We start from the raw sequence: 18990 nt of genomic DNA, 5'->3' as shown, positions 1-18990 counted from the left end.
GATTTTTAGACATGAGGATGATAAGCAAACAGCGCGGGCGCCCCGCCGGTGTGCACAAATAAAATCGGCCCTTCATCCTTAAAGCGTTTCTGCGCAATGCCATCGATAAGCCCGGCCATCGCTTTACCCGTATAGACCGGATCGAGCAGTATACCTTCAAGGCGCGCCAGCAGCTTAACGGCTTCCATCCCCTCTTCATTAGGCGTACCGTAGCCCGGCGCAAAATAGTCATCCCAGAGCAGGATCTCGGCCCTGGCCTTCAGCTCCAGCTGCTCTGCCACCGCCTGTTGCAGCGCCACTACTTTTGGCTTCTGGTCCGCGACGCTGCGGGAAACCGTCACGCCAATCAGCTCGACATCCGGCAGAAGCTGTTCCAGCCCCACCGCCAGCCCGGCATGCGTGCCCGCGCTTCCGGAGGCGACAACGACCGACGAGAGGCTAACGGCGCCCTCGCACTGCTGGGCGATTTCCAGCGCGCTTTCCACATAGCCCAGCGCGCCCAGCGCGTTCGAACCGCCGACGGGAATAACGTAGGGGCGGAAACCCTGCGCTTCCAGACGCGTAGCCAGATCGTCGAGCTGTGCGGTCGGGTCGGTCAACGCATCCACCATCTCCACCTGCACGTTGAACAGGTCTAAAAGCAGACGGTTACCGTTGGACAGATAGTTTTCCGCCCGCGTGCCAATCGGGTTTTCCAGCAACGCCACACAGTGAAGACCGAGTTTTGCCGCCACGGCGGCCGTCTGACGAACATGGTTGGACTGAATGGCCCCGGCAGTAATAAGCGTATCCGCGCCTTCGCGCAGCGCGTCGGCCGCCAGAAACTCCAGCTTGCGCAGCTTATTGCCCCCCATCGCCATCGGCGTCACGTCATCGCGCTTAATAAAAATATCGCGTCCCAGATAATCAGAAAATCGCGGCAGGTACTCCAGCGGCGTCGGCGCACCGATAAATTCCAGACGGGGAAAGCGCGTTAAATTCTGTAGTGACATGGACTCTCCGGTAACTCAGACAAAATGTGATATTTTTCATTATGCACGCAGACGCGTAAGAAATAAAAAAGGCGCTTTTAAAAGCGCCTTTTTTCCAGGTCAGCGACTTATTTGGTGACGTCGGCCCCGAACCACTTCTCAGACAGCGCCTTCAGGCTGCCGTCTTTCTGCATGTCAGCAATCGCGGAATCAATGGCTTTCACCAGATCCTCGTTGCCTTTACGGACGGCCACGCCGGATTCCTGACGAGAGAACGCATCACCCGCTACTGCCAGGGTATTGTTGGTTTTCTTCACCAGATCCAAAGCGGCCAGACGGTCAACCAGAATGGCGTCGATACGGCCTACGCGCAGGTCCTGATATTTCGTCGGGTCATCATCATAGGTGCGGATGTCCACGCCCTGAACGTTCTGGCGCAGCCACTCTTCGTAGTTAGTTCCCAGACCGACGCCGACTTTTTTGCCTTTCAGATCGGCAGCGGATTTAATGGAGCCTTCGTTACCTTTCTTCACCAGCGCCTGAATACCGGACACGGTGTACGGCGTGGAGAAGTCATACTTCTTCTTACGCTCGTCAGAAATGGTCACCTGGTTAATCACCACGTCAATACGTTTTGAATCCAGCGACGCCAGCATACCGTCCCATTTGGTCGGTTTCAGGGAGGCTTTAACGCCGAGGTGCTTCGCCAGTTCTTCTGCAAATTCCACTTCAAAACCGGTCAGCTTGCCATCATCGCCCTGGAAGCTGAAGGGAGGATAGGTTCCTTCCAGCCCGACCAGCAGCGTACCGCGCTCTTTTACTTTATTCAGCAGGTTTTCTGCAGCGAACGTTTTCACGCTCATGCCCGCAACCAGCGCGACGGCCATAACACCCATCAGCGCCTGACGACCCAGAAGTGCAAATTTCATAAATACCCCGATATAGTGGAATTTTTACGTAGTGTAGAGAAATCGCCTGCAACGTCAAAGGCGACTGTGCTACATCTTATTCTTTTTTAATATATATCAGAAGTTGTTCCGGCGAGCGCTTTCTGCTTCACGGAACCCGGCATTTGCACCTTATATTGCGCATACTTGCGCAGCGCAATACGGTAGTTGTTGGTGCTGGTTGCAGGCAGCCACGGCTCCAGATTTTCATCCAGGTAACCGGTCTTCAGCAGATCGCGAGAGATATTGTTAACGCTCAGATGCTGCCCAAGACGGCGCAGGCGAACCACATATTCGCGCACGGTGCCGTGGCTCATCTCCGTTTGTTCAAACAGGAATTGTTTGAAGCCGATGATATCGAAGAAGTCGCTTTGCTCTTTGCAGTGGAGATCGCCACAGAAACGGCAAAGCGCCACCCACTCTTTTTGCTCTTCGAGCCACGCGGCTTCATCCATTAACGTGTCGAGGCGAGAGATAGCGATTTTATTCACGATCTCGCCGCGGCGAACCAGCGTGATACGATCGAGTAATTTGTTACAGTGGGCGCAATGCGTCTGGCTGTGTTTAAAGTCTTTAAGGTAGCGGCTTAAAGGCCGTCTTTTAGATTGCTGCACCGTCATGATAACTCCTGGTTGTCAATACGTTGTGCGGCATTTTTCGGGTGATTGGATCACCTATAACTTACCCAGTTTGGTTCGTAAGCGTTTAATGGCCTGGCTGTGCAGCTGGCTAACCCGCGACTCCCCCACCTCCAGAACCGCGCCAATCTCTTTGAGATTAAGCTCTTCCTGGTAATAAAGGGTCAACACCAGCTGTTCGCGCTCGGGCAGAGCTTCAATCGCTTCCATTACGCGCTGGCGTAAATTCCCTTCCATTAAATGGTGTAACGGGTTTTCCTGCTGGTGCTCGTCCGTCACCAGCTCGATGCTATCGCCATGCTCTTCGCGCCACTCGTCATAGGAGAAGAGTTGGCTATTATTGGTATCGAGCAACATCTGACGATACTCTTCAACAGCAATGCCAAGACGTTCCGCCACTTCGGTTTCCGTTGCGTTGCGTCCCAGTTCCTGTTCCAGCTGCCCCATCGCATGCGCCACTTCGCGCGCGTTGCGGCGAACGCTGCGCGGCACCCAGTCGCGGCTGCGCAGCTCGTCCAGCATCGCACCACGAATACGCTGAACTGCGTAAGTCGTAAATGCCGTTCCTTGCAGAGCGTCGTATCGGTCAACTGCATTCAATAACCCGATACCGCCCGCCTGTAGCAGATCGTCAAGTTCCACGCTCGCCGGCAAACGCACCTGGAGGCGCAATGCTTCGTGACGCACCAGCGGGACATAACGCTGCCACAGCGAGTGTTTATCCATTACACCTTCAGCGGTATAGAGTGAATTCACGATAAACAGCCCTGCGTTAGTTGAGTTATCGGCATGATTATCCGATTCTGCAGGGCGTTCAATTGGATGAATAATGGGTGAAATGGGGGGTTATTTTGAGATTAGATCAGGAAAAACAGCAGCCAGTGGTTTTTCCGCAACTGGCTTGCTGAATGTTATAATGCACTCTTTAATGACTAACTGCATATTTTTTATAGATTTTTTCCAATTGCCGAGTGACTTTTTTTGTATTCTCAATAGTAATATCAGTAGGCATGAGACCACGCTTTTGTTTAAAACGTTGCAAAGCCACTGTCACTATCGCCCTGAAAGTGAGTTCGCCTGAAATTGTGGATTGCTTAGTACTCCATCCTTCATCACCAATATAATCTTGTGAGTCTGCGATGTCTGCAAAATAACCGAACGGAGGATGCATGCCAGCATCAATAATCGCAATAGTATGATCAACATGCTCAAGAGCATTATAGAAACGTTCGTCCATCAGACCCACTGTATCGAGCGCCAATGCAGTGTAGTAACTAAATGCTCCCACGCAGGAAGGGAACATAAATAGTTTTTCACTTGCATAATCGCACCGCATTCGCACGAGTGGCTGTCCCTGTGGATTAACATTCAGTAACCCATGCTGACTAAAATTAAAATGTTGTATGCCTGTGAGTCGGGCCATTTCAATATAGCGAAGAAAAACATCATCCCGTTTAACAAAAACGTCATCCTCAATAAGAAAATAGTGGTCAACGCCTTTTTCTTGCAGATATGACAGGGCCCGATTTTTGCTGCACCCGACCCCGAGATTTTCCTCATTCAAAATATAACAACAATCAAGACCTGAATACTCAGGATAATGTTGTCCGTCATTAATAATAACCAGTTCATCAATATATTGGCGCGGCAGAGAGTTAAATAGTTTAAGCAAACCGTCTTTACGATTAAAAGTGACGATCCCCACACCAATTTTTTCACCCTGATACATACATCATTTACCTATTCTTCGTTTCAGACACCGCCAGTTTCTGACGCTTTCCCACTTGGGTACAAGCATTAGCCTATCCAGGCACGTTGCCAATCATCCAGACCACTCTCTCTTAGCATCCAGTCTCGGTGTACTGCGTTGCGCAGTTGTTCCCCAGCCTTATTAAGTGCATTCCTGTCGTAAATATGCTCACGAACAGCAGAAATCCACGCACTGGGGGTATTTTTTACCCGATGAACGGGCAGGCCACAGCGATAGGGTTCGATATCGGTGCAGATAATGGGGAATCCACAACTTCCCAGTTCTAAGAGACGAAGATTACTTTTACATTCATTGAACCGATTCTGTTCAAGCGGGACCAATGCCAGATCAAGATCAAGTTCACTCAACTTTTGCGGATAATGTTCAAAAGGTACAGGTAAATGGAATTCACAATTGACACCTGCAGGTTTCATCCCCATAAACACCCATTCCACTTCATCCTGTAATTCATGAATGATAGGTAACAATATTTCAAGATCGCCCGTATGGCTCGAGCCTCCTGCCCAGCCTACACGAGGTTTTTTGCCACAACGTTTAGCAGACTTGAGGGTTCCCCACAGTTCCATATCCAGACGATTTTTTGCCACACGGATATCCGAATGGAAACGAGAATAAGCTTCAGCCAGCGGCTCAGTCGAAACAACAACCCAGTCGGCCAGAGCAAGGGCTGAACTCAGGCGATTCTGAATGTCTTTTGGCACATTCTCCCTGAAAATATTTTTCTCCGGGACGTCTAAATAGTAATCATCAAATTCCATAATAATTTTGGCATTACAGACCTGACGATAGCGTTTTACTGTCTGAGGAATATCATCAGCAATAGGTACTTCAAGAATCAGTCGATCGGGCTGGAATTGGGCCACTTCCATCACCGTTGGCAGTCCCAAGATCAATCCACCATCAGCTTTCAGCTCTTGCTGAAGTGCATGAAGAGGTTTAATGACGCGATAATTACCACATCCTGTCCAGTTAATGTGGGTCCCCATGATCACAGGTAACGGCCTTCCTGGCAGCGCATTCGGTAAGCGCGACATACGTGTATTTAGGCTGAATGTCGACCCGAGACGGTTCATATTAGAATTATAATAAGGATCACGTGCCAGTTCTGCTCCCCATTTATCAAGTAGCGCATCATGACATGCTTCATCCGCATGAGTAGCGACTGAAAATTTTTCTGGGAACAAACGCGAAGCTCCGCCAAGGTGCTTAACGCTGCTAAAAGGTGTCCACAAGGTGATATAACCTTGCGCTTTTGCTTTTAATGCCAAATCAACGTCAGCGTAGTAGATCGGGAAATTCTCTTCATCGAATCCGCCAAGCTCATCAAATACTTCTTTACGCATCATCATGCAGGCCGCACTTACTGCATGAGCGCCCCGAGGGATCTTCAACCGGCTAAGAAAGCCGCTTTCTTCCTGAGAGCTTCCTCTCCCACAGACAGTCACGCCGTCATTGATGCCCGTGATATACCCACCATGCTCCAGCGTGCCATCAGGATAGACAAGTTTACTACCTACTATACCGACTTCCGGGCGTTGAGCGAGTTCGAGCAATGCCCCCATCCAGTTGCCTTCATTAATTTCAATATCATTATTCATAAACAACAGGTATTCACCTGTTGCATAACGGCTGGCATAGTTGTTGATAGAGGCAAAGTTAAACGCCGCATCCCAGCGCAGAACTTTAATTTGCGCCAACTGCATGGACTCAAGCTGGTCCAAGTACTTTCTCGCATCTTCATCAGTAGAACCATTATCAACAATAATAATTTCATACAGATGGTACGCCGTTTTCTCCATCAGAGAGTCTATACACCGCTGGAGTAACACCAGACGGTCCCGTGTTGGAATAATCACCGACACCTTTGCGATGGCTGGAAGTTGATACATCACGAACTGAACGCCAGGCTCTTCGCCAGCTACGATCTTTGCATGTATGCCACAGCGTGAAAGATGCGCGGCAGTGATGATTTTCATTTCATCCATGATGGCGGGATTTTTACACCACTCACTAATGCTGATGGTCCCGGAGATCAACGCCTCAGGAATATGGCCGATTACGAGAGGACCTTTTTCTTCAATTAATTTCCAACAAATATCGATATGACTCAAATACTGATAGTCAGTATTAAAGTCATTGTGGCGACTTACTGCATCTTTTGAAACAAAGACACTGGAACCGATGTAAGGATGTGCACGCAGCATATCTATATCACATTCCGGCTTCAGAATTAAGCCATCTTCATCATCATTACGTATAACGAGCTCGTCAAAATACCAAAGTTCCCGCCGGGGATCACGCATCGTAAACTCGGCACAGGTAAGTAGCGCATGCTCTTCCAGAGTATTGCCCGAGTCCATAATGAGCAGATTAGTTGACGTGATTTCATCCACCGCCCGGTTGAGATTATCCACGAAGCGTATTGTCGGGCAATCGTTAATATCAAATGATGGCAGTTTTCCTACTACGATGATTGCGTCGGCACTTAGTGTTTGGTTATTAACAGAAAGCAAACTCGCACGCAGCTTATTTCTATCGCCTTCGCGATCAATAATTATGACAGTAATACTGGCACAGGTAGGGAAAGACTGAAGCAAAGTCCCTATAATAGCGGAACGCAGCGGAGTTGGTTTTCTTTCATTTATCCAACTACTCACCGATCGCGTTGTTTCTTCCCCAAAACTGTCCATAACCTTACGATGAAATTCAAGGTTACTGTGCTGTTCCTGCGAAATTTGTAGTTTTTTCGGCGCAGGTAAACGATCCAGTATCTTGCCTACGCAGGTGTCTAAAGAAAATTGCGCGTTTGCTTCAGCCCGGTATTCCCAGGCCCAGCAGGCTGCCTGCGGGTAACCGTCAAGGATTTCTTTGACCCAGCGGTTTTGGTTAACAATTTTGGAAGCACCTGTCAGTGCAAAATGATAATCAGTTCGTTCCAACAGATTTGCTTCTGTTAGATAACCATGCGAGGAAATACCGTCTGATATCACAACCGGCAACCCCATACTCATGGCATATACAGCGCGCGCTTCATCGCCAATAATTAGCTGATATTGTGACAGCAATTCTGGGGTTACGGGGCCAGGCGCAGAGTCCAGATTATAATAATCTAGTTCAATATTTTTGGTCTTGAATAACTCAATAAGCTCCACTAAATTCTTATTATAACCAGTAGAAATCAGCAGTGCTTTTTCGAGTTTATCTGTGAAGACCCTTCCGGCAGAAGAAAATTGATTATTAATGGTAAGCGGAAAAATCTTGATCCGCGGTTGTTTAATGCCCTTTTCAACTAAGCGGACATAGCTGGCGGTTGAGCAGGCAAAACTGGTGCTAGAAAGCGCATTTTCAGCATCTGCGCCATAGGGTAAATCATAGTCAGCATAGCTGTAAAAATGATGAAAGAAGACCCTGGAAACACAATCTCCTCGCATAAAAGTCGTATTCAGTACGGCCGGGATATAGCCGTTAAATATCCACATCAGGTCGTAGGAAGCATGCAACTTACCATTGGGTTGTTCCAATAACCGAATGTTTTTATTTTCATTTATGACATTTAAATTGTTGAGCCAATACCGACCCGTTGTTTTGGCAACAACATCGACCTGCCAGTTATGACGATGAAAATATTCTATCAAATCAAAAAATATACTCTCGTGTTGACCGTAGTGTTCGAACCTGTCAATGGTAAGTAAAATTTTGCGCATAATATTTTCAAGTCTATCAACATAAAAGTGGAGTGAGGCAATATAACAAAAACCCGGCAACGCCGGGTTTTGAAATATCAAGGGCGTAAGAATTAACGCAGCAGAGACAGCATTGCCTGAGGAACCTGGTTTGCCTGAGACAGTACAGAAGTACCAGCCTGTTGCAGGATCTGTGCACGTGACATGTTAGACACTTCGGTTGCGTAGTCAGCATCCTGGATACGAGACTGTGCAGCAGACAGGTTAGTCACTGAGTTGTTCAGGTTGTTAACTGTAGATTCGAAACGGTTTTGCATTGCACCCAGGTTGCTACGCGCGCCGTCGATACCTTTAAGAGCAGTATCAACTGCATCAATAACCGCTTTTGCAGTGGCGTTGTCGCTAATTGCTGCAGTGCCGCCAGAAAGTGCAGTACCCGATGCCAGGGAGCTCAGTTTAGCATTGATCAGAGAATCAGAGCCGATGCTGATGGTATCACCGGCTTTAGTGTTCGCACCAACCTGAATGGTTACGCCGCCGCTCTGAGAACCATCCAGCAGGTTTTTACCGTTGAAGTTCGCAGCACCTGCGATACGGTCAATTTCAGATAGACGCTGGTTGATCTCGGTATTGATAGAGGCCATGTCAGTATCTTGGTTGGTGCCGTTTGCTGCCTGTACAGACAGTTCACGGATACGCTGCAAGTTGGTGTTAATTTCGTTCAGGTTGCCTTCAGCAGTCTGAATCATAGAGATGCCATCGTTGGCGTTACGAGCAGCCTGAGTCATGCCCTTGATCTGTGAATTCATGCGGTTAGCAATCGCCTGACCAGCAGCATCGTCTTTCGCGCTGTTGATACGCAGGCCAGAAGACAGACGCTCAATCGCAGTACCCAGAGCAGACTGAGATTTATTCAGGTTGTTCTGAGTAGACAGGGATAACAGGTTAGTATTGATTACTGACATATTTTAATTCCTTCAAATTGGATTCTAGGGTCGGTGCTTAACACTCACGGCGTCTCTCACCGTCAAAAAGGTTATCGACGAACGTCATGAAGACTTTAGAATTTTCATTGAGTTTTTTTTAATTAACTGATTTTAAATGAAAAATATTCATCAGCATGGTAAAAAACCACGATTTCTACTGGCGTTCAGCCTTTTATTGTAAGAAGAAATATCCCCGAACTGCATCCTTCCTACCGATAACAAAGAGGGTATATGCCGAAAGGAATGCCGCTTATTCTGCCGATAATTTTATCAACTAATGATTAAACTATTTTCTCCTCTCGCCGATAACTAGCTGAAACTACCATTGACTAAAGGAAACAATCTAATGGCAAGTGCAACAATCAGTAGTCTTGGCGTCGGCTCAGGTTTGGACTTACAGACGCTCTACACTAACCTTGAAACCGCTGAAAAAACAAAATTAACAACAATAACGAATCAGCAAACCTCTTATAATGCGCAGCTCAGCGCATTCAGTAAGCTGCAAAGTGCGATGCAAACGCTCAATACCGCCACTGCAGCACTCTCTAAAACTGACACATGGAACGCAACAGCAGTCGGATCGACCAATACCTCCTTTACGGCAACCACGGCAACGGGAGCCACCGTCGGCAGCTATGCCGTTCAGGTTAAATCGCTGGCAAAAGCACAGGTACTGACTACTGCGAGTCAGGCTAGCGCGACCTCGCAGTTAGGCGCAACAACGGGTGGAACTCGTACGATAACCATTGCACAAGCCGGCTCGACAACGCCGCTGACCGTTACGCTCGGTGATTCCGATACCTCATTAAATGGAATCGCCAGCGCGATCAACAAAGCGAACGGGAACGTTACTGCTACCGTCATTAAAGCGAAAGACGGTGACTACACTTTAATGCTGACCTCTAAAACATCTGGTACAGCAAATGATATGACGGTGAGCGTCTCGGGCGACAGCACATTACAAAATATCATTGGATATGATTCTTCAACTCACACAGGCGTGATGAATCAACAGACGGCATCCAAAAATTCGCAAGTTATTATCAACGACATCACGATTGAGCGTTCAACTAACACGATTACTGATGCCCTGCCGGGTATTACCCTGAGTCTTAAAAATGAGAGCACGAGCAGTGAAAATCTGGATATTACTCGTGCTGCTGACACCACTCAAAAAGCCATAACTGACTGGGTAACTGCCTATAATGCTTTACAGTCGACCATTACATCCGTCACCAAATATATAAAGGTTGATGCCGGTGAAAGCCAGTCTGCAAATAACGGCGCGTTAATTGGCGATAGCACGGTACGCTCGGTGCAATCTCAGCTACGCGGATTATTAACTGAGGTGCAGTCAGGCTCTTATGCAATCCTGGCTCAGCTGGGTGTCACGCAAGATACCGCGACGGGGGCCGACGGTTCGTTAGGCAATCTTAAGATTGACTCGACCAAATTGAGCAAAGCCTTAACGGATAATCCAGAAGCGGTACAGGAATATTTTGCCGGTGATGGGAAAGCAACCGGCCTTGCGACACAAATGGGCACGATGCTCACAAACATGTTAAGCACGACCGCGGGTAAAGAAGGGATTATCAAGAATGCGACTGACGGTATAAACACGACGCTTAAAACGCTTGATCAACGCTATGACGCGATGGAAGCAAATATAGAAGCCACAATGGCGCGATATAAGGCGCAATTCACGAATCTGGATACGTTGATGAGCAAAATGAACAATACATCCACCTATCTGAAACAGCAATTTAGTTCGTCCAGCAGTTAAGGAATAATCATGTACTCACAAATTGGTGCGCGTGCATATCAACAAATCGGTCTTGAAAGTGCGGTAATGAGTGCAAATCCGCACCAACTTGTGACCATGCTTTTTGACGGGGCACTCAGTGCCCTTGTCCGTGCTCGGCTTTTTCTCAACGAGGGTCGTGTTGCCGAAAAAGGTGAAGCTTTGTCGAAAGCGATAAATATCATCGACAACGGGTTGAAGGCTGGTTTGAACATGGAGATTGAAGGTCCGCTTTCTGCGAACCTTGCAGCACTTTATGACTATATGATTCGTCGTCTCTTACACGCTAATTTACGTAATGACGAAGGGGCAATTGTCGAAGTTGAGGACTTATTGAATAACATTGCTGACGCGTGGAAACAAATTGGCTCTAATGTCTCCTCTCACCAGGATAATTTTTAATGAACAACCCCAACTCTGCTCTTAGCGCCTGGCAGGCGCTACATGATCTCAGCCTTTCAATGCTCAAGCTGGCTAAAGCAGGCCAGTGGGACGATCTCATCACGCAAGAAATCACTTATGTTCAACTTATTGAAAATATTTCGCTTAATCCAATAGCATCAGCACCACGGCCCCATATCGAACAGGCCAGATTCTTGCTTGAAAACGTGCTCAAAAATGAAAGTCAACTCAAAGAGTTACTGGCAATTCGAATGGATGAGCTTAGGCATCTCATCGATCAAACCGGCAAACAGCAATCCATCACCTCTACCTATGGAAAGCTGTCAGGGAATATTCTTTATCCAGAAAGTGTTACCCGCGACACACAATTATGATTTCTTCATCCATACTCCAGAAGTCTGCCATATGGCTTCTGGAGCACGGACGATGAAAAACCCCACCCTGTTACAATGCTTTCACTGGTATTACCCCGCTGGCGGTGAATTGTGGCGAGAAGTCACGGCGTTAGCCCCCAATCTTAATGAAATCGGCATCAACATGATCTGGCTGCCGCCCGCGTATAAAGGGGCTTCCGGCGGGTATTCGGTTGGCTATGACTCTTACGATCTGTTTGACCTCGGCGAGTTTGACCAGAAAGGCAGTATCGCCACGAAATACGGTGACAAAGCGCAGCTGCTGGAAGCCATCGACGCCCTCAAAAGCAACGAGATTGCCGTCCTGCTGGACGTGGTGGTGAACCACAAAATGGGGGCTGATGAGAAAGAGCCTGTCCGCGTGCAGCGCGTGAACGAACAGGACCGTACACAAATTGATGATGAAATCATCGAGTGTGAGGCCTGGACTCGCTACACCTTCCCCGCCCGCGCCGGGCAATATTCGCAGTTTATCTGGGATTACAAATGCTTTAGCGGCGTCGACCATATTGAAAACCCGGATGAAGACGGGATCTTTAAAATCGTCAACGACTACACCGGCGAAGGCTGGAATGACCAGGTCGATGATGAGATGGGCAACTTCGATTACCTGATGGGCGAAAACATCGACTTTCGCAATCACGCCGTCACCGAGGAGATCAAATACTGGGCCCGCTGGGTCATGGAACAGACACGCTGCGACGGTTTTCGTCTGGACGCCGTCAAGCATATTCCCGCCTGGTTTTACAAAGAGTGGATTGAGCACGTTCAGGAAGTCGCCGAACAGCCGCTGTTTATCGTGGCGGAATACTGGTCTCACGAGGTGGATAAACTGCAGGCCTATATTGACCAGGTCGACGGTAAAACCATGCTGTTTGATGCCCCGCTGCAGATGAAATTCCACGAAGCGTCGCGCCAGGGACGTGATTACGACATGAGCCAGATCTTCACCGGCACGCTGGTGGAGGCCGACCCGTTCCATGCGGTGACCCTCGTCGCGAACCACGACACTCAACCCTTGCAGGCGCTGGAAGCCCCGGTCGAAGCCTGGTTTAAACCGCTGGCGTACGCGCTGATCCTGCTGCGGGAAAACGGCGTGCCGAGCGTCTTCTATCCGGATCTGTTCGGCGCAAGCTATGACGATACGGGAGGGGACGGTGAAACGTACCATATTGATATGCCGGTGATTGAGCAGCTTCACGAGCTGATCCTCGCCCGCCAGCGTTTTGCCCACGGCGTGCAGACGCTCTTTTTTGACCATCCAAACTGCATCGCCTTCAGCCGCAGCGGCACGGAAGACGATCCCGGCTGCGTGGTGGTGATGTCGAACGGCGACGACGGCGAGAAGGTAATTTGCCTGGGGGAAAACTACGGCAACAAAACGTGGCGTGATTTTCTCGGCAATCGTGAAGAAACGGTCACCACCGCGGCGGATGGCGAAGGCACCTTTACCTGTAAAGGGGGAAGCGTCAGCGTGTGGGTGATTGAGGATGCGTTGTAGAACGGGAAACGTGCGGCCTGATGCCCTCACCCCGTCCATCTCCCACAGGGAGAGGGCGCAAACACCACAAACGGCAACGAGGTTGCCGTTTTGCTTTTACCCTTAGGGCAGTTTACTCTCCAGCGGATTCTTGCTCAGGTAATCCGCACATTCCACCGTTGGGCGATCAACCTTCTGCAGCTCCATCCCGTCATATTCAAGCGTAGCGCCGTCGCGCTCCAGCGGATAGATATCCAGCTTGCGTGTGACGTTATAATAGCTGTCTGAACGCAGCATGATCTTACCCGGTACGGCAATCACACGCTGCCACTGGCGGCAGTCCAGCGTATCGCCCTCTTCCGTCAACACCAGTGTGGCAATCGCTTCAGGGCTGACCAGACTGCTCTGCGGCCCTTTCGACTGCCAGTATCCCGCCAGGTTCGCCGGGACGGGATGCTTGATCACGTCATTATAGTTATCGACCTGAACGCACCCGGTCAGTGCCAGCAGCGCGCCAGCAATTGCTATTTTTTTCATCATCTTTCCTGCATTCGAAGAAAAAAATATTGTGGCATTAAAGCGCTGAGGCTGCCAGCGAAGATCAAGGGGGCTTAAACCTGCATGCCCATCACTTCCTGATACGCCGACACCAGCTTGTTACGCACCTGGATCCCCATCTGCAGGGAAACCGAGGCTTTTTGCAAATCGGTCATCACATCATTGAGCGCCACGCCCGGCTCGCCGAGGGTGAACTTCTCCGCCTGCGTACGCGCAGCGGTCTGGGTATCGCTGATACGGTCAAGAGCGGCATGCAGTTGCCCCGCAAAGCTGATGGTCGGCTGCTGTTCTGCCACATTCTGATTACGGGCCGTCATCGCCGTTGCCTGCAACTGACTGATGACCCCTTCAATGCCCTGTATAGCCATGACTCTCCCCTGGATGGTTTTTTACGCGGTCAAGACTAACAGCTTGTCAATAAGATAATGGCGGTAAATAGCGTGAAAAAACCAGGTTATTTGACGCATAGAAAATCCGGAATCGTCAAATAATGGCAGGGCCATCAATATGGAACTTTTGTCGTGTTTGCCGACCCGGGAGTCAGTTTTGTTTCTCTACACGAATAACGTAAACCACCAGGATTTAAGAGGTGCGCAATGAGTGCAACAGCATCGACAGCGCCACAAAATAAATCACTCGAGTGGATGAACCGCCTTCGCGCGAATCCTAAAATCCCGTTGATCGTGGCAGGCGCTGCCGCAATTGCGATCCTTGTAGCGATGGTTTTATGGGCGAAAAGCCCTGATTACCGCACGCTCTACAGCAACCTTTCCGATCAGGATGGCGGCGCCATCGTCACCCAGCTTACCCAGATGAACATCCCGTATCGCTTTGCCGATAATGGCGGTGCGCTTGAGGTACCGGCGGATAAAGTGCACGAGCTTCGTCTGCGCCTGGCACAGCAGGGCCTGCCAAAGGGCGGCGCGGTCGGCTTTGAGCTGCTGGACCAGGAAAAATTCGGCATCAGCCAGTTCAGCGAGCAGGTGAACTATCAGCGTGCGCTGGAAGGCGAACTGGCCCGCACCATTGAAACGTTAGGCCCGGTGAAGAGTGCCCGCGTGCACCTGGCAATGCCTAAACCCTCTTTATTTGTTCGGGAACAGAAATCCCCTTCAGCTTCCGTTACCGTGAACCTCGAGCCCGGCCGCGCGCTGGACGAAGGGCAAATCAGCGCGGTAACGCATCTCGTCTCCAGCGCCGTCGCCGGCCTGCCGCCGGGTAACGTGACGCTGGTGGATCAAAGCGGACACCTGCTGACGCAATCCAATACCGCCGGGCGTGACCTCAACGACGCGCAGCTGAAATACGCCGCCGACGTTGAAAGCCGTCTCCAGCGCCGCATCGAAGCGATCCTCGGCCCAGTGGTGGGCAACAGCAACGTGCACGCCCAGGTGACCGCGCAGATTGACTTCTCTAATAAAGAACAAACCGAAGAGCAATACAGCCCGAACAGCGATGCGGCTCAGGCGGTCATGCGTTCACGCCAGATAAACTCCAGCGAACAGATCGGCGGGGCCTACCCTGGCGGCGTGCCGGGCGCGCTCTCTAACCAGCCAGCGCCGGCAAACGCGGCGCCGATTTCAACGCCGCCGGCCAACCAGCAGAACGGTCAGCAAAATAATCAGCAGACCACCTCAACGACCAATAACGCCGGTCCGCGCTCCAGCAGCCGTAACGAAACCACGAACTATGAAGTGGACCGGACGATCCGCCACACTAAGCTGAACGCGGGCGATATTCAGCGTCTTTCCGTTGCGGTAGTGGTGAACTACAAAACCCTGCCGGACGGCAAACCGTTGCCGTTAACCGCCGAGCAGATGAAGCAGATTGAGAACCTGACCCGCGAAGCGATGGGCTACTCCGAGAAGCGCGGCGATACCCTCAACGTCGTGAACTCTCCGTTTAACTCGGTTGAAGAGACCGGCGGTGAACTGCCGTTCTGGCAACAGCAGGCGTTTATCGACCAGCTGATGTCCGCAGGCCGCTGGCTGCTGGTGCTGATTGTCGCGTGGCTGCTGTGGCGTAAGGGCGTTCGTCCTCAGCTCCAGCGCCGTGCTGAAGCCGAAAAAGCGGCTCGCGAGCAGATGAATACGCGTCAGGAAACGGAAGAAGCGGTTGAAGTTCGCCTCAGCAAAGATGAACAGATGCAGCAGCGTCGTGCTAACCAGCGCATGGGCGCTGAGGTGATGAGCCAGCGCATTCGCGAAATGTCAGATAACGATCCGCGCGTCGTGGCGCTGGTCATCCGCCAGTGGATGGGTAACGAACATGAGTAATACGCTTACGGGCACCGATAAAAGCGTCATCCTGCTGATGACCATTGGCGAAGATCGCGCGGCAGAGGTGTTTAAACACCTCTCCCAGCGAGAAGTGCAAATTCTCAGTGCGGCGATGGCCAACGTGCGTCAAATCTCCAACAAACAGCTGACCGAAGTGCTGTCAGAGTTTGAACAGGAAGCCGAACAGTTTGCCGCGCTGAACGTCAACGCCAACGACTACCTGCGCTCCGTGCTGGTCAAGGCGCTGGGTGAAGAGCGTGCCGCCAGTCTGCTGGAAGACATTCTGGAAACCCGCGATACCGCCAGCGGTATCGAAACGCTCAACTTTATGGAGCCGCAGAGCGCCGCAGACCTGATTCGCGACGAGCACCCGCAGATTATCGCCACCATCCTGGTTCACCTCAAACGTGGTCAGGCGGCCGATATTCTGGCCCTGTTCGAAGAGCGCCTGCGTCACGACGTGATGCTGCGTATCGCGACCTTCGGCGGCGTTCAGCCGGCCGCGCTGGCGGAGCTGACCGAAGTGCTAAACAACCTGCTCGACGGCCAGAACCTCAAGCGCAGCAAAATGGGCGGCGTAAGAACGGCGGCGGAAATCATCAACCTGATGAAAACGCAGCAGGAAGAAGCCGTCATTTCGGCGGTTCGCGAATTCGACGGCGAGCTGGCGCAGAAAATCATCGACGAGATGTTCCTGTTCGAAAACCTCGTCGAAGTGGACGACCGCAGCATCCAGCGCCTGCTCCAGGAAGTGGATTCCGAGTCGCTGCTTATCGCCCTCAAAGGCGCCGAACAGCCGCTGCGCGAGAAGTTCCTGCGCAACATGTCCCAGCGTGCGGCGGATATCCTGCGCGACGACCTTGCCAACCGTGGCCCGGTTCGTCTGTCTCAGGTGGAAAACGAACAGAAAGCCATCCTGCTTATCGTTCGTCGTCTGGCGGAAACCGGCGAGATGGTGATTGGCAGCGGAGACGACACCTATGTCTAATGAGCTGCCGTGGAAGCGCTGGACGCCGGACGACCTGGCCCCTCCCCTTGCCGAATTCACGCCCGCGGTGGTCTCGTCCGCAGAGCCCGACGCGGACGTTGAACAGCCCGAGCTGAGCGAAGAGGAGCAGCAAGCGCAGATGCTGGCCCAGCTGCAAATACAGGCGCACGAGCAGGGCTATAACGCCGGTCTGAACGAAGGCCGCCAGAAGGGGCACGAACTGGGGTATCAGGAAGGCCTGGCGAAAGGGTTAGAGCACGGCATCGATCAGGCGCGCCAGCAGCAGGCGCCGATCCATGCCCGAATGCAGCAGCTGGTCAGCGAGTTCCAGCACACGCTGGACGCGCTGGACAGCGTGATTGCCTCGCGTCTGATGCAGATGGCGCTGGAGGCGGCGCGTCAGGTTATCGGCCAGACGCCCGTGGTGGATAACACCGCGCTAATCAAACAAATTCAGGGTCTGCTTCAGCAGGAACCGCTGTTCAGCGGCAAACCGCAGCTGCGCGTCCACCCGGACGATCTGCAGCGCGTTGAAGAGAGCCTTGGCGCAACGCTTAGCCTGCACGGCTGGCGTCTGCGCGGCGACCCGTCGTTACATCATGGCGGCTGCAAAGTCTCTGCCGATGAAGGCGACCTGGATGCCAGCGTCGCCACCCGCTGGCAGGAACTGTGTCGCCTGGCGGCACCGGGAGTCGTCTGATGACCGCACGCCTTACCCGCTGGCTCACCACGCTCGACAACTTTGAGACGAAGATGGCGCAACTGCCATCTGTTCGTCGTTATGGGCGACTGACGCGCGCCACCGGTCTGGTACTGGAGGCCACCGGCCTGCAGCTTCCCCTGGGTGCGACCTGCGTCATTGAGCGTCAGGATGGGCAGGAAACGCGTGAAGTGGAAAGCGAAGTGGTCGGGTTTAACGGCCAGCGCCTGTTCCTGATGCCGCTTGAAGAGGTGGAAGGCATTCTGCCCGGCGCGCGCGTATACGCGAAAAACATCAGCGGCGACGGGCTGCAAAGCGGGAAACAGCTGCCGCTTGGCCCTGCCCTGCTCGGCCGCGTGCTGGACGGCAGCGGGAAGCCGCTGGATGGCCTGCCCGCGCCGGACACCACCGAAACCGGCGCGCTGATTACCCAGCCGTTCAACCCCCTGCAGCGTACCCCTATTGAGCACGTGCTGGATACCGGCGTGCGTCCGATTAACGCCCTGCTCACCGTAGGGCGCGGACAGCGCATGGGCCTGTTCGCCGGTTCCGGCGTCGGGAAATCCGTCCTGCTCGGCATGATGGCGCGCTATACCCAGGCCGACGTGATTGTCGTGGGGCTGATCGGCGAGCGTGGTCGCGAAGTAAAAGACTTTATTGAAAACATTCTGGGTGCGGAAGGCCGCGCCCGCTCGGTGGTGATCGCCGCGCCGGCGGACGTGTCGCCGCTGCTGCGTATGCAGGGTGCCGCCTACGCCACCCGTATCGCCGAAGATTTTCGTGACCGCGGCAAGCACGTGCTGCTGATCATGGACTCCCTCACCCGCTATGCGATGGCGCAGCGTGAAATCGCGCTGGCCATCGGCGAGCCGCCGGCCACCAAAGGCTATCCGCCTTCGGTCTTCGCCAAACTTCCGGCGCTGGTAGAGCGTGCGGGGAACGGCATCAGCGGCGGCGGCTCCATCACCGCGTTCTATACGGTGCTGACCGAGGGCGATGACCAGCAGGACCCGATTGCCGACTCCGCGCGCGCGATCCTGGACGGCCATATCGTGCTGTCGCGCCGCCTGGCCGAAGCCGGGCACTACCCGGCGATTGATATTGAAGCGTCCATCAGCCGTGCGATGACGGCATTGATTACCGAGAAGCACTACGCCCGCGTGCGTAACTTCAAACAACTGCTTTCCAGCTTCCAGCGCAACCGCGATCTGGTCAGCGTGGGGGCGTATGCCAAAGGCAGCGACCCGATGCTCGACAAGGCGATTAGCCTGTGGCCGCAGCTGGAGGCGTTTTTACAACAGGGCATTTTTGAGCGTGCCGACTGGGAAGATTCAATCCAGGCGCTGGAGCTGATTTTCCCGCAGGTGTAACAC

17 protein-coding genes are annotated in these 18990 nt (G+C 52.1%); 8 read left to right on the top strand and 9 right to left on the bottom strand.

Annotated features, from left to right (window positions below):
- Window positions 1-5 precede the first annotated feature (5 nt).
- The 7 genes from dcyD to IM303_RS05605 all read right to left on the bottom strand — a co-directional run bounded on the left by dcyD (window position 6) and on the right by IM303_RS05605 (window position 8975).
- Complete coding sequence (gene dcyD, locus IM303_RS05635; RefSeq protein WP_045260342.1) at window positions 6-992, bottom strand: D-cysteine desulfhydrase; 987 nt, start codon at window positions 990-992, stop codon at window positions 6-8.
- Between the two features lie 107 nt (window positions 993-1099).
- Entirely contained in the window at window positions 1100-1900 is an 801-nt protein-coding gene (gene tcyJ / locus IM303_RS05630) for a cystine ABC transporter substrate-binding protein (protein ID WP_028013679.1), read from the bottom strand.
- 86 nt (window positions 1901-1986) lie between these two features.
- Window positions 1987-2538, bottom strand: a complete 552-nt coding sequence (gene fliZ / locus IM303_RS05625; protein ID WP_028013680.1) for a flagella biosynthesis regulatory protein FliZ — start codon at window positions 2536-2538, stop codon at window positions 1987-1989.
- 54 nt (window positions 2539-2592) lie between these two features.
- The gene (locus tag IM303_RS05620; protein WP_014170714.1) at window positions 2593-3312 is read right to left on the bottom strand and encodes an RNA polymerase sigma factor FliA; all 720 of its coding nucleotides are present in this window, start codon (window positions 3310-3312) and stop codon (window positions 2593-2595) included.
- Between the two features lie 169 nt (window positions 3313-3481).
- Complete coding sequence (locus IM303_RS05615) at window positions 3482-4285, bottom strand: glycosyltransferase family 2 protein (RefSeq protein ID WP_053087964.1); 804 nt, start codon at window positions 4283-4285, stop codon at window positions 3482-3484.
- Window positions 4286-4353: 68 nt separating this feature from the next.
- Window positions 4354-8031 (bottom strand): glycosyltransferase, encoded by a 3678-nt coding sequence (locus tag IM303_RS05610; RefSeq protein WP_192987302.1) that lies wholly within the window; start codon window positions 8029-8031, stop codon window positions 4354-4356.
- 92 nt (window positions 8032-8123) lie between these two features.
- The gene (locus tag IM303_RS05605; protein ID WP_049000131.1) at window positions 8124-8975 is read right to left on the bottom strand and encodes a flagellin domain-containing protein; all 852 of its coding nucleotides are present in this window, start codon (window positions 8973-8975) and stop codon (window positions 8124-8126) included.
- A 367-nt stretch (window positions 8976-9342) separates the two neighbouring features.
- On the opposite strand from IM303_RS05605, the gene fliD reads away from it, so the two are divergent.
- The 4 genes from fliD to amyA are packed head-to-tail and all read left to right on the top strand — an operon-like array spanning window position 9343 to window position 13113.
- The gene (fliD, locus tag IM303_RS05600) at window positions 9343-10779 is read left to right on the top strand and encodes a flagellar filament capping protein FliD (protein ID WP_193359697.1); all 1437 of its coding nucleotides are present in this window, start codon (window positions 9343-9345) and stop codon (window positions 10777-10779) included.
- A gap of 9 nt (window positions 10780-10788) precedes the next feature.
- The gene (gene fliS / locus IM303_RS05595) at window positions 10789-11199 is read left to right on the top strand and encodes a flagellar export chaperone FliS (protein ID WP_049000129.1); all 411 of its coding nucleotides are present in this window, start codon (window positions 10789-10791) and stop codon (window positions 11197-11199) included.
- Window positions 11199-11573 (top strand): flagella biosynthesis regulatory protein FliT, encoded by a 375-nt coding sequence (fliT, locus tag IM303_RS05590; protein ID WP_049000127.1) that lies wholly within the window; start codon window positions 11199-11201, stop codon window positions 11571-11573. The genes fliS and fliT overlap by 1 nt, the downstream gene beginning before the upstream one ends.
- 52 nt (window positions 11574-11625) lie before the next feature.
- Window positions 11626-13113 carry an alpha-amylase gene (gene amyA, locus IM303_RS05585; protein WP_047367839.1) on the top strand — a complete coding sequence of 496 codons (1488 nt, stop codon included), beginning with the start codon at window positions 11626-11628 and terminating at the stop codon, window positions 13111-13113.
- Window positions 13114-13215: 102 nt separating this feature from the next.
- Here the strand turns inward: amyA and yedD are convergent, their stop codons facing one another.
- Window positions 13216-13629: a lipoprotein YedD gene (gene yedD, locus IM303_RS05580; protein WP_049000124.1), complete on the bottom strand. Its 414-nt coding sequence runs from the start codon at window positions 13627-13629 to the stop codon at window positions 13216-13218.
- A gap of 74 nt (window positions 13630-13703) precedes the next feature.
- Window positions 13704-14018, bottom strand: a complete 315-nt coding sequence (gene fliE / locus IM303_RS05575) for a flagellar hook-basal body complex protein FliE (RefSeq protein ID WP_013097729.1) — start codon at window positions 14016-14018, stop codon at window positions 13704-13706.
- A 228-nt stretch (window positions 14019-14246) separates the two neighbouring features.
- On the opposite strand from fliE, the gene fliF reads away from it, so the two are divergent.
- From fliF to fliI, 4 genes are read left to right on the top strand one after another with little or no spacing between them, the layout of a single operon-like run.
- A complete protein-coding gene (gene fliF, locus IM303_RS05570) occupies window positions 14247-15926 on the top strand; it encodes a flagellar basal-body MS-ring/collar protein FliF (protein WP_193359696.1) in 1680 nt (559 codons plus the stop codon).
- Window positions 15919-16917, top strand: a complete 999-nt coding sequence (gene fliG / locus IM303_RS05565; protein ID WP_014832476.1) for a flagellar motor switch protein FliG — start codon at window positions 15919-15921, stop codon at window positions 16915-16917. Before fliF ends, fliG begins: the two co-directional genes overlap by 8 nt.
- Window positions 16910-17617, top strand: a complete 708-nt coding sequence (gene fliH, locus IM303_RS05560; protein ID WP_049000119.1) for a flagellar assembly protein FliH — start codon at window positions 16910-16912, stop codon at window positions 17615-17617. Before fliG ends, fliH begins: the two co-directional genes overlap by 8 nt.
- Window positions 17617-18987, top strand: coding sequence for a flagellar protein export ATPase FliI (fliI, locus tag IM303_RS05555; protein WP_023330814.1), 1371 nt, complete (start codon window positions 17617-17619; stop codon window positions 18985-18987). The genes fliH and fliI overlap by 1 nt, the downstream gene beginning before the upstream one ends.
- The last annotated feature ends 3 nt before the right edge of the window (window positions 18988-18990 follow it).

This window comes from Enterobacter cloacae complex sp. P38RS, from assembly GCF_014930775.1.
GTDB lineage: Bacteria > Pseudomonadota > Gammaproteobacteria > Enterobacterales > Enterobacteriaceae > Enterobacter > Enterobacter bugandensis.
The sequence above is the reverse complement of the archived record's forward strand: the minus strand, read 5'-3'. Positions and strand labels throughout refer to the sequence as shown.

Bases quoted from the DNA above. Each gene is read 5' to 3' on its own strand.
- dcyD (WP_045260342.1), bottom strand. From the start codon at position 992: ATGTCACTACAGAATTTAACGCGCTTTCCCCGTCTGGAATTTATCGGT.
- tcyJ (WP_028013679.1), bottom strand. From the start codon at position 1,900: ATGAAATTTGCACTTCTGGGTCGTCAGGCGCTGATGGGTGTTATGGCC.
- fliZ (WP_028013680.1), bottom strand. From the start codon at position 2,538: ATGACGGTGCAGCAATCTAAAAGACGGCCTTTAAGCCGCTACCTTAAA.
- IM303_RS05615 (WP_053087964.1), bottom strand. From the start codon at position 4,285: ATGTATCAGGGTGAAAAAATTGGTGTGGGGATCGTCACTTTTAATCGT.
- IM303_RS05610 (WP_192987302.1), bottom strand. From the start codon at position 8,031: ATGCGCAAAATTTTACTTACCATTGACAGGTTCGAACACTACGGTCAA.
- IM303_RS05605 (WP_049000131.1), bottom strand. From the start codon at position 8,975: ATGTCAGTAATCAATACTAACCTGTTATCCCTGTCTACTCAGAACAAC.
- fliD (WP_193359697.1), top strand. From the start codon at position 9,343: ATGGCAAGTGCAACAATCAGTAGTCTTGGCGTCGGCTCAGGTTTGGAC.
- fliS (WP_049000129.1), top strand. From the start codon at position 10,789: ATGTACTCACAAATTGGTGCGCGTGCATATCAACAAATCGGTCTTGAA.
- fliT (WP_049000127.1), top strand. From the start codon at position 11,199: ATGAACAACCCCAACTCTGCTCTTAGCGCCTGGCAGGCGCTACATGAT.
- amyA (WP_047367839.1), top strand. From the start codon at position 11,626: ATGAAAAACCCCACCCTGTTACAATGCTTTCACTGGTATTACCCCGCT.
- yedD (WP_049000124.1), bottom strand. From the start codon at position 13,629: ATGAAAAAAATAGCAATTGCTGGCGCGCTGCTGGCACTGACCGGGTGC.
- fliE (WP_013097729.1), bottom strand. From the start codon at position 14,018: ATGGCTATACAGGGCATTGAAGGGGTCATCAGTCAGTTGCAGGCAACG.
- fliF (WP_193359696.1), top strand. From the start codon at position 14,247: ATGAGTGCAACAGCATCGACAGCGCCACAAAATAAATCACTCGAGTGG.
- fliG (WP_014832476.1), top strand. From the start codon at position 15,919: ATGAGTAATACGCTTACGGGCACCGATAAAAGCGTCATCCTGCTGATG.
- fliH (WP_049000119.1), top strand. From the start codon at position 16,910: ATGTCTAATGAGCTGCCGTGGAAGCGCTGGACGCCGGACGACCTGGCC.
- fliI (WP_023330814.1), top strand. From the start codon at position 17,617: ATGACCGCACGCCTTACCCGCTGGCTCACCACGCTCGACAACTTTGAG.